This is a genomic window from Mycobacterium sp. 050134 (genome assembly GCF_036409085.1).
Lineage (GTDB): Bacteria > Actinomycetota > Actinomycetes > Mycobacteriales > Mycobacteriaceae > Mycobacterium.
Window position 1 is genome coordinate 30,695 of record NZ_JAZGLV010000018.1, and the last position, 12,415, is coordinate 43,109.

At 68.7% G+C, this 12,415-nt stretch carries 14 protein-coding genes; 6 read left to right on the forward strand and 8 right to left on the reverse strand.

The window, feature by feature from the left end:
* Positions 1 to 6: 6 nt before the first annotated feature.
* Positions 7 to 1,686 carry a long-chain-fatty-acid--CoA ligase FadD2 gene (gene fadD2, locus SKC42_RS20415; protein ID WP_330966092.1) on the forward strand — a complete coding sequence of 560 codons (1,680 nt, stop codon included), beginning with the start codon at positions 7 to 9 and terminating at the stop codon, positions 1,684 to 1,686.
* A gap of 16 nt (positions 1,687 to 1,702) precedes the next feature.
* Here the strand turns inward: fadD2 and SKC42_RS20420 are convergent, their stop codons facing one another.
* A complete protein-coding gene (locus SKC42_RS20420; protein ID WP_330966093.1) occupies positions 1,703 to 2,065 on the reverse strand; it encodes an ATPase in 363 nt (120 codons plus the stop codon).
* Positions 2,066 to 2,567: 502 nt separating this feature from the next.
* Between SKC42_RS20420 and SKC42_RS20425 the strand changes: the two genes are divergently transcribed.
* Positions 2,568 to 2,909: a hypothetical protein gene (locus SKC42_RS20425; protein ID WP_330966094.1), complete on the forward strand. Its 342-nt coding sequence runs from the start codon at positions 2,568 to 2,570 to the stop codon at positions 2,907 to 2,909.
* A 38-nt stretch (positions 2,910 to 2,947) separates the two neighbouring features.
* Here the strand turns inward: SKC42_RS20425 and SKC42_RS20430 are convergent, their stop codons facing one another.
* The 4 genes from SKC42_RS20430 to SKC42_RS20445 are packed head-to-tail and all read right to left on the reverse strand — an operon-like array spanning position 2,948 to position 7,999.
* On the reverse strand, positions 2,948 to 5,158 hold the full coding sequence (locus tag SKC42_RS20430; protein ID WP_330966095.1) for an acyl-CoA dehydrogenase: 2,211 nt from the start codon (positions 5,156 to 5,158) through the stop codon (positions 2,948 to 2,950).
* A gap of 52 nt (positions 5,159 to 5,210) precedes the next feature.
* Positions 5,211 to 6,194, reverse strand: a complete 984-nt coding sequence (locus tag SKC42_RS20435) for a 2-hydroxyacid dehydrogenase (RefSeq protein ID WP_330966096.1) — start codon at positions 6,192 to 6,194, stop codon at positions 5,211 to 5,213.
* A gap of 60 nt (positions 6,195 to 6,254) precedes the next feature.
* The gene (locus SKC42_RS20440; RefSeq protein ID WP_330966097.1) at positions 6,255 to 7,388 is read right to left on the reverse strand and encodes an alpha/beta hydrolase; all 1,134 of its coding nucleotides are present in this window, start codon (positions 7,386 to 7,388) and stop codon (positions 6,255 to 6,257) included.
* The gene (locus SKC42_RS20445; protein ID WP_330966098.1) at positions 7,385 to 7,999 is read right to left on the reverse strand and encodes a TetR/AcrR family transcriptional regulator; all 615 of its coding nucleotides are present in this window, start codon (positions 7,997 to 7,999) and stop codon (positions 7,385 to 7,387) included. Before SKC42_RS20445 ends, SKC42_RS20440 begins: the two co-directional genes overlap by 4 nt.
* 90 nt (positions 8,000 to 8,089) lie before the next feature.
* Here SKC42_RS20445 and SKC42_RS20450 point away from each other — a divergent pair, with 90 nt between their 5' ends.
* From SKC42_RS20450 to SKC42_RS20460, 3 genes are read left to right on the forward strand one after another with little or no spacing between them, the layout of a single operon-like run.
* Positions 8,090 to 8,677: a VOC family protein gene (locus SKC42_RS20450; RefSeq protein ID WP_330966099.1), complete on the forward strand. Its 588-nt coding sequence runs from the start codon at positions 8,090 to 8,092 to the stop codon at positions 8,675 to 8,677.
* Positions 8,674 to 9,222 (forward strand): hypothetical protein, encoded by a 549-nt coding sequence (locus tag SKC42_RS20455; RefSeq protein WP_330966100.1) that lies wholly within the window; start codon positions 8,674 to 8,676, stop codon positions 9,220 to 9,222. Before SKC42_RS20450 ends, SKC42_RS20455 begins: the two co-directional genes overlap by 4 nt.
* Positions 9,223 to 9,257: 35 nt before the next feature.
* Positions 9,258 to 9,803: a hypothetical protein gene (locus SKC42_RS20460; protein WP_330966101.1), complete on the forward strand. Its 546-nt coding sequence runs from the start codon at positions 9,258 to 9,260 to the stop codon at positions 9,801 to 9,803.
* Here SKC42_RS20460 and SKC42_RS20465 read toward each other — a convergent pair.
* A complete protein-coding gene (locus SKC42_RS20465) occupies positions 9,739 to 10,440 on the reverse strand; it encodes a TetR/AcrR family transcriptional regulator (RefSeq protein ID WP_330966102.1) in 702 nt (233 codons plus the stop codon). The genes SKC42_RS20460 and SKC42_RS20465 overlap by 65 nt on opposite strands.
* Positions 10,441 to 10,500: 60 nt before the next feature.
* Between SKC42_RS20465 and SKC42_RS20470 the strand changes: the two genes are divergently transcribed.
* Complete coding sequence (locus SKC42_RS20470) at positions 10,501 to 11,421, forward strand: oxygenase MpaB family protein (protein ID WP_330966103.1); 921 nt, start codon at positions 10,501 to 10,503, stop codon at positions 11,419 to 11,421.
* 9 nt (positions 11,422 to 11,430) lie between these two features.
* Here the strand turns inward: SKC42_RS20470 and SKC42_RS20475 are convergent, their stop codons facing one another.
* Both SKC42_RS20475 and cmtR read right to left on the reverse strand, forming a co-directional pair.
* On the reverse strand, positions 11,431 to 11,988 hold the full coding sequence (locus SKC42_RS20475) for a cation transporter (RefSeq protein WP_330966104.1): 558 nt from the start codon (positions 11,986 to 11,988) through the stop codon (positions 11,431 to 11,433).
* A gap of 88 nt (positions 11,989 to 12,076) precedes the next feature.
* Positions 12,077 to 12,388 carry a Cd(II)/Pb(II)-sensing metalloregulatory transcriptional regulator CmtR gene (gene cmtR, locus SKC42_RS20480; protein ID WP_330966105.1) on the reverse strand — a complete coding sequence of 104 codons (312 nt, stop codon included), beginning with the start codon at positions 12,386 to 12,388 and terminating at the stop codon, positions 12,077 to 12,079.
* Positions 12,389 to 12,415 lie beyond the last annotated feature (27 nt).

The window sequence follows — 12,415 nt, forward strand, 5'->3', positions numbered from 1 at the left end:
GGATCCATGCCAAACCTCATCGGCCTGCCGGGGCAGGCTGTCGCGAAAGTTCAGCAGTACCTCGAGCGCGGCTCAGCCGAATTGCACTACGTGCGCAAGATCTTCGAGGCGGGCGCCTTCCGGCTGGAGCCGCCCCAGAACTACGCTGCGATGGCCAACGACATCTACAAGTGGGGCGAGTTCGGCATGCTGCCCTCGCTCAACGCCAGGCGCCACCCCGACCGCGCCGCATGCATCGACGAAGAGGGCGAGTTCAGCTACCGGGAGCTCGACGAGGCCGCCCACGCAGTGGCGAACGGCCTGATCGAGATGGGCGTCAAGGGTGGCGACGGGATCGCGATCCTCGCGCGCAACACCCGCTGGTTCCTCATCGCCAACTATGGCGCCGCCCGGGTGGGTGCCCGCATCATCCTGCTCAACAGCGAATTCTCCGGCCCGCAGATCAAGGAGGTCTCGGAGCGCGAGGGCGCCAAGCTCATCATCTACGACGACGAGTACACCAAGGCCGTCAGCAAAGCCGAGCCGGAGCTGGGCTTCCTGCGCGCGCTGGGCACCAACCCCGACGCGGACGAGCCGTCGGGCAGCAAGGACGAGACCCTGGCCGACCTGATCGAGCGCTCCAGCAAGGAGCCCGCCCCCAAGGCGTCCAAGCACGCGTCGATCATCATCCTGACCAGCGGGACGACGGGCACCCCGAAGGGGGCGAACCGCAGCACCCCGCCCACCCTGGCGCCGGTCGGCGGCATCCTCTCGCACGTGCCGTTCAAGGCCAACGAGGTGACCTCGTTGCCCGCGCCCATGTTCCACGCGCTCGGGTATTTGCACGGCACCATCGCCATGTTCCTGGGTTCCACGCTGGTGCTGCGCCGGAAGTTCAAGCCGCCGCACGTCCTGGAAGACATCGAGAAGTACAAGGTGACCGCCATGGTGGTGGTTCCGGTGATGCTGTCGCGGATCCTCGACGCGGTCGAGAAGATGGACAAGCGGCCGGACCTGTCGAGCCTGAAGATCGTGTTCATCTCCGGGTCGCAGCTGGGCGCCGAGCTGGCCAGCCGCGCCCTCAAGGACCTGGGCCCGGTCATCTACAACATGTACGGCTCCACCGAGATCGCGTTCGCCACCATCGCCGGGCCGCAGGACCTGGAGCGCAACGCGGCGACCGTCGGACCGGTCGTCAAGGGCGTAAAGGTGAAGATCCTCGACGACAACGGCAACGAGAAGCCGCAGGGCGAGGTCGGCCGGATCTTCGTCGGCAACGCCTTCCCGTTCGAGGGCTACACCGGCGGCGGGCACAAGCAGATCATCGACGGCCTGATGTCGTCCGGTGACGTCGGTTACTTCGACGAGCACGGCCTGCTGTATGTCAGCGGCCGCGACGACGAGATGATCGTGTCCGGCGGCGAGAACGTCTTCCCGGCCGAGGTCGAGGACCTCATCAGCGGGCACCCCGAGGTGGTCGAGGCGACGGCGATCGGCGTCGAGGACAAGGAATGGGGCCACCGGCTGCGCGCGTTCGTGGTCAAGAAGGACGGCTCCGGCGTCGACGAGGACACCATCAAGGGATACGTGCGCGACCACCTGGCCCGCTACAAGGTGCCGCGTGAAGTGGTCTTCCTCGAGGAGCTGCCGCGAAACCCAACCGGCAAGATCCTGAAGCGCGAGCTGCGCGAGATGGAGGTCGACTAGCTCCGGGCTCGCCGGGTCAGCGGCGTTCCTGGATGGCCCGGGTGATCTGCGCCGCCAGCTTGGGGTCGGCCAACAGCTGGTCCACCAACGCGGAGAGGACCTCCTGCCCGGTCACCCTGGCGACTCCCAGGCGGTCGGCCGCTTCGCGCTGCCAAATGTCGAGGGCCCGATGGGTGGCCGCCGGCAGGTCGACCGTACGGCGCGTCCGCCGGCCGCGCGGTTGCTGATCGCCGGCGGGTGGGGCGACCAGGCCCCGGGCGCGTTGCGGGATGCCGGTGAGGCGCTCGGTCGGCGTGGCGTCGGCGGACGAACCGGGGCCCGACGGGTGCGCGCGGAACGTTCCGGCGCTCGGGCCGATGTGGCTGGGATTGAGGTTCATCGCCGCGATCGTCCTCCGTTGCGTGGCCAACCAGTGAATCAGCGTTATCAGCGTCGCCCCCGATTCTCTCACCGATGCGGGCCCGAGTCGCGTCTCCGGTCCGCGGTCCACCGGTCGCGTTCGCGGGCCGATTCGGGGCGGCCTGCCGATCGCAGAATTATGGATAGCCGGGTCGCCATTATCGCGGTCATCCAACTATTTTCTCCTGGCGCGGCCGACTCTGACTGAATTGCTCAAATACTGGGATGGGTATCTACGGACTTACTGAGAACTGTTCCGCATCTCAGTAGATAGCGGTCTAGCTGCTGTTATTCCGACTCCGCTCAGTACCTGCTGAATTCCCATATCGCGTAATTCGACCAATATGCAATTGAGCACAGTGTATGTTAGCGGGAATTTGTGACGCCGCCGACAAAATTGTTGCGCAGAAATCTATTGTTAGGCTAAGAATGTATTTAGGAACTTTGAGGTGAGCGGTAAAAGGTTTGGAAGGAGCCCGAAGATGGTTTCACTGGGATCGTTACGCGGCGCGGCGGCAGGCGCGGTGGGGGCCGGAGCGGTGGCCGGTGCGCTGCTGTTCGGCGGTGCCCCCGTCGCACAGGCCGCCCCCGCGCCCGGACCGGGCACGAGCTTCGCCGCCTCCGGGCCGCACGGTGGCCCCGGCGTCATTCCCGACCGCCCCGGCGGCCACGGCTGGGGTGGCGGCCATGGCTGGGGTGGCGGCCACGGCTGGGGCCGCGGGGTCGGCCATGGCTGGGGCGGCCCCGGCTGGTGGGGTGGTCCCGGTTGGGGTCACCGCGGAATCTGGGGCCCGGCGGGGCACTGGTGGAACTGGTGGTGGTGAGCCACCCCGCCGCATAGCCTGGCCGGCCAGGCTATCGCTTAGGGGTCCCGGGGCAGGCCGAGCAGCCGCTCGGCGATGATGTTGAGCTGCACCTCGGACGTGCCGCCATAGATGGTGGTGGCGCGGCTGGCCAGCAGGTATTCGCCCCACTTGCCCTGCAGCTGACCGCCGTCGCCGATCGCGGCGTCGGTGCCGAAGGACGACACCGCGAATTCGGCGTAGCCCTGCCCGGTGCGCATGGACAACAGCTTCGAGATCGCCGCCGAGGGCATGGCGTCACCGCCGGCCAGCGTCAGCAGCGTCGAGCGCAGATTCAGCACCTTGGCGGCGTGGCCCTCGGCGATCAACTGCCCGGCCCGGTGCCGAGCGACCTGGTCGAACTGGCCGTCGCGGACGAACTCGACGAACTGCCCCAGGGTGGCGAGGAAGTTCGCCTCGCTGCTGCCGATCGACACCCGCTCGGCGGTCAGGGTGTTGCGGCTGACCTCCCAGCCCCGGTTGACCTCGCCCAGCACGCACTCGTCGGGCACGAACACGTCGTCGATGTAGACGGTGTTGAACATCGCGTTGCCGGTCAGTTCCCGCAGCGGAGTGACGTGCACGCCTTCGCTGTTCATGTCCAGCAGGAAGTACGTGATGCCGTTGTGCTTGGGTGCCGACGGGTCGGTCCTGGCCAGCAGCGCCCCCCACTGCGAGAACTGCGCCCCGGTGGTCCAGATCTTCTGCCCGGTGATGCGCCAGCCGCCGTCGGCCCGCGTCGCCTTGGTGCTCAGGCCCGCCAGGTCGGACCCGGCGCCCGGCTCGGAGAACAGCTGGCACCAGATCATGTCCCCGCGGAGGGTCGGCGGCAGGAACCGCTGCTTCTGCTCCTCGGTGCCGAACGCCACGATCGACGGGATAACCCACGTCGCAATGCCCATCTGGGGCCGCTTCACCCGGCCGGCGCTGAACTCCTGGGCGATGATGACCTGCTCGACGGGGCTGGACGCCCTGCCCCACGGCTTCGGCAGATGAGGCAGCACCCAACCACCTTCGGCGAGCGCGACTTTGCGTTCCGCGCGATCCATCGCCTTGAACGCGGCGACCTCCCCGCGGATCTCGTCGCGCAGCTTCTCCGTGTCGGGATCGAGGTCGATGTCGACCGGGCGCATACCCGTCGTGGTCGCGGCGTGCACCACCTTCTGCGGGTACTCGGAGCTGTGTCCGACGCTGGCGCCCAGCAGCAGCGCCCGGCGGTAGTAGATGTTGGTGTCGTGCTCCCAGGTGAAGCCGATGCCGCCGTGCACCTGGATGCAGTCCTGGGCGCACCGCTGCGCGGCGGCCGGGGCCAGCGTGGCGGCGACGGCCGCCGCGAACTCGACCTTGGCCGCGGCCGTGTCCCAGTCGTTGCGGCTGGCCTCGTCGATCGCGCGGGCGGCGTCCCACACCGCCGCGGTCGCCCGCTCGGTGTCGGCGATCATCTCGGCGCACTTGTGCTTGATCGCCTGGAACTGGCCGATCGGCCGGCCGAACTGCTCGCGGATCTTGGCGTAGTGCGACGCGGTGTCGGTCGCCCAGCGCGCCACGCCCACGGCTTCGGCGGAGAGCAACGTCGTCATCAGCGCGTGCGCGGTCGACATGCTGAGGTTGCTCAACACGGCGTCGTCGCCGACCTCGAGGGCGTTGGCGCGCACGTGCGCGACGGGCCGCAGCGGGTCAAGGCTCTTCACCGGCTCGATCTCGAGCTCCTCGGCGCGCAGCACCACCCATTCCTCGCCGCTGTCGATGGCGACCGGCAGCACGAGCAACGACGCCTGCGTGGCGGCGGGAACCGACCGCACCTCGCCGCGGATCACCAGCGTCCCCTGGTCGGGGCCGTGCCGGGTGGCGGTCAGCGCGCAACAATCCAGCGCATACGCGGCGATCGCCGCCCCGGATGCCAACTCCGAGAGCACCTTCGACTCCGGGTCGTGCGCGGCGATCAGCGCGCTGGCGATCGCCGACGGTACGAAGGGCCCGGGCACCGCGCCGTAGCCGAATTCGGCCAGCACGATGGCCAGCTCGAGGATGCCGAATCCTTGTCCGCCCACCGACTCGGCCAGGTGGACGCCCTGCAGGCCCTGATCGGCGGCCGCGCGCCAGTAGGGCGGGGGGTTGTCGACGGGGGCCTCCATCGCCGCGTGCAACGCCTCGGACGGCGCCACCCGCGCGACGAAAGACCGCACCGAGTCGGCCAGGTCTTGATGCTCAGGAGTGATAGCGATCGGCATTGGTCGCCTTCCCATGCTTTTCGGGTTTGGTCTCTGCCAGGCGTCTCCCAAACTAACAACCGGTCGGTTGGTTGACCACCGGGGTCACCAGGTGCGCCAGTGGCTCGCCGTCGCGGAGCCGCCGGCAGTTGTCGACGGCCTCGGTCAGGTAGCGCCGCATCGTGTCGACGGTGCACCAGGTGACGTGTGGCGTCAGCACGACGTTGTCCAACCCCAGCAGCGGGTTGTCGGCCGCGACCGGCTCGGCGTCGAAGACGTCCAGCCCCGCCGCGGCCAACCGGCCACCGCGCAACGCGTCGACGAGCGCGGATTCGTCGACAACCGCGCCCCGCGACGTATTGACCAGGACGGCGGACGGTTTCATCCGGTCCAGCGCGTCGCGGCCGAGCAGGTGGTGTGTCTGCGCCGTCAACGGCAGGTGCAGCGACACGATGTCGCTCTGGGAGAGCAGCTCCGGCAGTGGCCGCCAGCCGGGCCGGCCGTCGTCGCGGGTGCTGGTGTGCAGGACGGTGGCGCCCATCGCCGCGACGATCTGGCTCACCCGCTGGGCGATGTTGCCGTATCCGATGAGCCCGACCGTGCAGGAGCCGATGTCGCGCACCGTCTCGGTCAGCTCGGGGTCCGTCGGCCAGCCCGCCCCCTGCCGGATGGCGCGATCCTGCGCCGCCAGCCGGCGCATCGCGGCCAGCATCAGCAGCACCGTGCCCTCGGCCACCGACGGGGCGTTGGCGCCGGGCATGTTGGCGACCGCGATGCCCCGCTCGATCGCGGTCGCGACGTCGATGGTGTTCACCCCGGCCCCGAGCTTGTGTACGAGCCGCAGCCGCTTGCCGAGCCGCAAGTCGTCGCCCGACAGTGGCCGCAGCACGTGCCAGATCACGTCGGCTTCGGGCAGCTCACGGTAGAAGGCGGCTTGCGCCTCGGCGGAGTCGTCCTCCGGGCACCATCGGATGTCCAGCCAATCCGATTCGGGCGCAACGAAGTCGAGGACCTTGTCGCCGGGAACGAAGTGCGCCAGAACTTTTAACGCGGCCACCTGGCGATGATATCGGCTTGCTCGCGGTCCCCGCCGCCGGCTTGTCGTCCGTGCGACCGCTCAGCGCCATCGCTTGGCGATCCACTTGGCGATGAGGTCGGCCTGCTCGCTGCGGGCGCCGGGGGTGGTGAAGTAGTGGTCGGTATCGATCGAAGCCTGTGTCTTGTCCGTGGCGGCGAGCGCGTCGAAGATGCGCTTGGCGTCAGCGGGAAAGACCCCGGTGTCGGCCTCGGCGGTGAGCACCAGCGCGGGGCAGGTGATGCGTGCCAGGTGCGGCTCGGCCCGAGTTTGCGCCACCCGCAGGCTCCACATGCCCAGCCAGTTGCGGAGCGTCGTGGCGGCGGCGATGCCGCGCGCGGACCGGTTGGCCTTCACCGGGACGCCCGCGTAACACATGTTGGGCTGGCGCCGCGTCGGCTCGATCGCCGGATCGACCATCCGGGGGTCGGCCCAGGTGCGCATCACCGTGAACGGCCGATCGGAAAAGCCCGCCGCGCGAACGCGTTTGAGTTCCATTTCCGCCCAGTCGGTGATCGCGTCGTTGCGCGCGACCTGCGCGCGCCGGTAGCGTTCGACGAACTGCGGTGAGTACGGCGGGCCGTTGCGCTCGTCGAACAGGTCCAGGGTGGGGTCGGTGGCCACCGGGTCGTTCTCGTCGACGACGGCCGCATCCATCCAGGCCGTGAGGACGTCGGGACGCCCGGGGTGGGCGGCGGTGGCCACGTAGCCGTCGGCGGGCGGGAGCTCGGTCACGCCGGCCGCGGGGCGCATGCCTTCCAGGGGTGTGACGGTGGGCTGCACCGCCTGGGACTGATAGGCGGCCATCAGGGATCCTCCCCCCGAATTGCCCAGCAGGACAACAGATTCCACTCCCTGTACTTCTTGTAGCCAGCGAACGCCGACCCCGATATCGACGAGCGCGTGGTCGAGCAGGAAGCTGCTCTCGAAGCCGCGGAACCTGGTGTTCCAGCCCAGGAAACCGATCCCGCGGGTCGCCATGTAGTCGGCGAGGTAATGCTCGGAGAAGTCGATCTGGTAGTGCGCGGCGATCATCGCGACCTTCGGCTTGCGCCCCATGCCGCGGTGGTAAAGCCCCTGGCACGGGTGTCCGCCCGCGCCGGCCCGACCGGCTGTGGGGGACTCGAGGCCGACGAACTCGCGGACGACCCCTGCAGCACCGGTATGTCGTGTCACGGTGAATGTGCCTCCTGCCAGTAGATGGCGCGGTAGTAGATGTTGGCGAGCGTCTGGATGCAGGCGCGGTCATCGGATGCCTCGGTGCCGCTCAGCTGCAGATAGCAGAACTGGTTGAACATCGCCACGATCGCCTCGGCGATCAGGCGCGGGTCGTCGCCGGGGCAGTAGCCGTCGGCCTGTGCGCGCCGTACCGTCTCGGCGATAAACGACGTTGGAATGGCGCATATCTCGGCCCAATACTGCGCGAAGTCGTCGTTGACCATCGCCAGCTGCGACACGCCGATCACCTCGGCGAGCCGGTTGCGGTACGTATTCCAGTGCGCGGCCGCGGCCTGGTGCGCGCGCTCGCGATGGGAGAGGCCATGTTCGGTGACCGACAGCGCGCGTTCGTTCGCCTCGTCGCGAAACCGCACCGCCCATTGGCGGACCATCGCCTCCTTCGACTCGTAGTAGTTATAGAAGGAGGCCGCCGAGCGGCCCGCCTCCGCGGCGATGTCGGCGATGGTCGTCGCGAATATTCCCTTGCGTGCGACAACCGTTCGCGCGGCGGCGTCGATCGCGGCCTGGGTGCGTCGGCCCCGATGCGTGGGGAGTTCGGGGGTCGACACCGGACGCGCACACCTCCCTAGGCCAAAACTGAATCTGATGTTAGATTCAGATTCAGATCTTGGCCAGGACCTGCGCAGGGGGAGCCGCACATGATCAAGCCGCATAACACCAATACGGAATTCGAGCTCGGCGGGATCAACCACGTCGCACTCGTGTGCTCGGACATGGCCCGCACGGTGGACTTCTACACCAACGTCCTCGGCATGCCGCGGGTCAAATCGCTCGACCTGCCCGGCGGCCAGGGGCAGCACTTCTTCTTCGACGCCGGCAACGGTGACTGCGTCGCGTTCTTCTGGTTTGCCGACGCCCCCGACCGCGTGCCCGGGGTCTCGTCGCCACGCGCCATTCCGGGCATCGGGGATATCACCAGTGCGGTGAGCACCATGAACCACCTGGCCTTCCACGTGCCGGCGGAGAAATTCGACGCCTACCGGCAGCGGCTCAAGGACAAGGGTGTGCGGGTGGGGCCGGTGCTCAACCACGACGAAAGCCCTGTGCAGGTGTCGGCAACGGTGCACCCCGGGGTGTACGTGCGCTCGTTCTACTTCCAGGACCCCGACGGGATCACGCTCGAATTCGCCTGCTGGGTCAAGGAATTCGACGGGGCGGATACCGGGACGGTGCCGAAGACGGCGGCCGACCGGCGACCCGCCGTGCCGGTCTTCGGCGGACCGTGACCGACGCCATTCTGTCCGACGCTCAGATCGCGGCGCTGACGCCCGTGCAGCGGCGCGCGCTGATCGCGCGCCTGGAACAGCCCGTGCACGAGGTCGTCGACCCGGTGTTCCTGGCGCGGGTCCGGCGCGTCCGCCTCGGCCTGATGGGCGGCGGCTCGGCAGTGATGATCCCCTGGCTGGGATACCTCTCGACGACGCTGCCGGAGAACTACGTCGTGCACAATTGGCCGCTGACCTGGATGGGCTATGACGTATTGCTGGTGGTCTTCATGGTGGCGACCGCCGTCTTCGGCTACCTACGCCGCCAGGTGCTGATTCCGGCCGCGTTCACCACCGGCGTCCTCCTGATCTGCGACGCGTGGTTTGACCTCATGACCGCCGGCCCCCGGGATGTGTGGTTGTCGGTTGCCACCGCTGTGCTGGTCGAGCTGCCCCTGGCGGCCTTCATGATCGTCAGCGCGCTGCGCCTGATGCGACTGACCATGGAGCGGTTCTGGTTGTTGAACCCCGGAATGCGGCTATGGGAGCTGCCGCTCTTGCCCTGAGCTTAAAAATCCGTCCCGTGGGCAAACTGGAATGCATGACCCAAGGCATCCTGACCGACCTGCAGATCGCCGCCCTCTCCGCGGAGGAGCGAAGGGACCTGATCACCCGCCTGGAGCTCCCTGTCAGCGAGGTGGAGGACCCGGAGGTGCTGGTTCGGATGCGGCGGATCAGGCTGGGCCTGATCGCCGGGGGCTGCGTGGTGATGATCCCGTGGATCGGGTACCTGGCAACGTCGCTGCCCCAGAAGTACGTCGCCCACAACTGGCCGGTGACGTGGATCGGCTTCGACATCCTGCTGGTCTCGTTCATGGCGGCGACGGCCGTCTTCGGCTATCGGCGCCGCTACCTGCTGCTCCTGACCGGGTTCACCACCGGGGTGCTGATGATCTGCGACGTGTGGTTCGACCTGATGACCGCCAAGCCCGAGGACGCCTGGTTGTCGGTGATCACCGGCATGCTGATCGAGGTCCCGATGGCATCCCTGCTGATCGGCGGCGCCCTGCGCCTGTTGCGGGTCAGCCTGACGCGCGTGCTGGTCGATCCGGGGCTCCGGCTCTGGCATTTCCCGCTGTTTCCGTGAGGCGGTACAGGCGCGGCTCGGCGAGCTCGTCGAGCAGGGCCGTCAGCTGATCGACGAGCTGATCCGGCTCCAGCCGAACGTCGCCGGCCAGCCAGGCGCTGATGGTCTGGCCGACCCCGCCAACCACGAAGTGGGCCGCGGCCTTGATGCGGTCGTTGGCCGGTAGCCGCAGCGCGCCGCCGACGTGCCGACCGGACAGCATCGCGAACAGCGCGCTCGATTCCGCGCGCTTGCGGACGATGACCGGGTCGGCCAGCTGCGTGCTGAACAGTAAGCGCCCGATGCGGGCATCGTCGGCGACGGTGCGGACGATGTTGTCCATCCCCGCGCGGTTCTGCTCGTGCCGCCCGACCGCGGCAACGGCGGCCTGCGTGGTGGCGGCCAGGTCGGCGATCACCCAGTCGAAGACCGCGGCGACGAATTCGTCCTTGTCGGTGAAGCTTTCGTAGAAGTAGCGCGCCGCCAGCCCGGCGTGGCGGCACACGCTGCGCACGGTGACCGCGGAGAAGTCTTGCCGCTCGGCACCGAGCAGGTCCAGGCCGGCGGCCAGCAACCGATTGCGGCGGGTGGCCAGCCGCTGGGCGGCCTCGATTCCTCGGTAGGGCCGATCGCGCGAGGTCGCGCTCATGCCAGCCATCTTGACACGTTAAGGCAAACCCCGACAGAATCTGGAAACAATCGTTATCACATTTCCCGGATGCGCGGGAGGTCAATGCCGGTGCTACACCAGACGGTCGGCGAACCGATTCCGCACGTCGAGCGCGGAGTCTCCGACCCGCCGCGGCGGGGGCGGAGAACGCGGGCGGTGCCCATCGACGAGGCCCTGATGGGCATCAGCCTGCTGGCCGGTCCAGCGAACGTGATCATGCAGTTGGCGCGGCCCGGCGTCGGATACGGCGTGATGGAGAGCCGGGTCGAGGGCGGCCGGGTGGACCTGCATCCCGTCAAGCGGGCGCGCACCACGTTCACCTACCTGGCGGTGGCCCTGCGCGGCAGCGATGCGCAGCAGGCCGCCTTCCGGCGCGCGGTGAACCGGGCGCACGCGCAGGTGTATTCGCTGCCCGAAAGCCCGGTGAAATACCACGCATTCGACGTCGACCTGCAGCTGTGGGTGGGCGCGTGCCTCTACAAGGGCGGCGTCGACATCTACCGCACGTTCCTCGGTGAACTCGGTGACGAGGACGCCGACCGCCATTACCGCGAGGGCATGGCGCTGGCCACCACCCTGCAGGTGCCGCCGGAGCGGTGGCCGGCGGACCGCGCCGCCTTCGACCGCTACTGGCGGGAGTCGCTGGCCAAGGTGCACATCGACGACGCCGTTCGCGACTACCTCTATCCCATCGCAGCGTCCCGCCTACCCGGGCTCACCCTGCCGGCCCGGCTGCAGCGCGCCGCCGACAGCCTCCCCCTGCTGATCACCACCGGCTTCCTGCCGCAGCGGTTTCGCGACGAGATGCGGCTCCCGTGGGACGCCGCCCGGCAGCGGCGCTTTGACCGCCTGATCACTCTGTTGCGCACGGCGAACCGCATGATGCCGCGATTCGTCCGGCGATTCCCGTTCAACGTCCTGCTGGCCGACGTCGACCGCCGGATCAGGACCGGGCGTCCGCTGGTCTGAGCGCGGTTGTCAACAACAGTGCCGGCCGCGCCACGCCTCGCGGCCTTCGCGCAGCGCCACCGCGGCGATGATCAGGGCAACCGCGGGGTCGGCCCACGACCAGCCGAGTAGCGAGTTCAGCAGCAGCCCCACCAGCAGCACCCCGGACAGGTATGTGCACAGCAGGGTCTGCTTCGAGTCGGCGACCGCGCTGGCCGAACCGAGTTCGCGTCCGGCCCGGCGTTGCGCCCGCGACAGCACCGGCATGACCACCAGCGACAGCGCGGCCAGCCAGATGCCGACCACCGAATGCGCGGCCGCCTCGCCGCCCGACAGTGACCGGGCCGACTCCGCGGTCACATAACCGGCGAGGGCGAAGAACGACAGCGCGATCACCTTCAGGGCGGTCCGTTCGCGCGCCTCGGGGTCCGCGCCGGAGAACTGCCACGCCACCGCGGTCGCCGACGACACCTCGATCACCGAGTCGAGGCCGAAGCCGATCAGCGCGGTCGACGACGCCGCGGACCCGGCGGCGATCGCGACCGCCGCCTCCACGGCGTTGTAGGAGATTGTCGCCGCGACCAGCATGCGCACACGTCGCGATAACACCGTCCGACGCCGCAGCGCAACGGTTTTCGGGGCGAAATCCCCGCAGCACGCGTCCTTGCACTCCCCCTCAGGTATTTGGGGCCTCGCAGTCGACGGCGAGCACGACCTGCACCAACTCGCCGAGCGCGCGGGCCAGATGCGGGTCGGCCAACTCATAGCGCACCTGCCGCCCTTCGTAGCTGGCCACCACCAGTCCGCAGCCGCGCAGGCACGACAGGTGGTTGGACACGTTGGACCGCGTCAGCCCCAGCCGGGACGCGAGGTGGCCCGGATAGCCGACCCCGTCGAGCAGCGCCACCAGGATTCGGCATCGCGTCGGATCGGCCAGCGCCCGCCCCACCCGGGCCAGCGCCACCTCGCGGTCTTCACGCGTCAGCATTTGCTGAACAATACAGCCCACGATGAC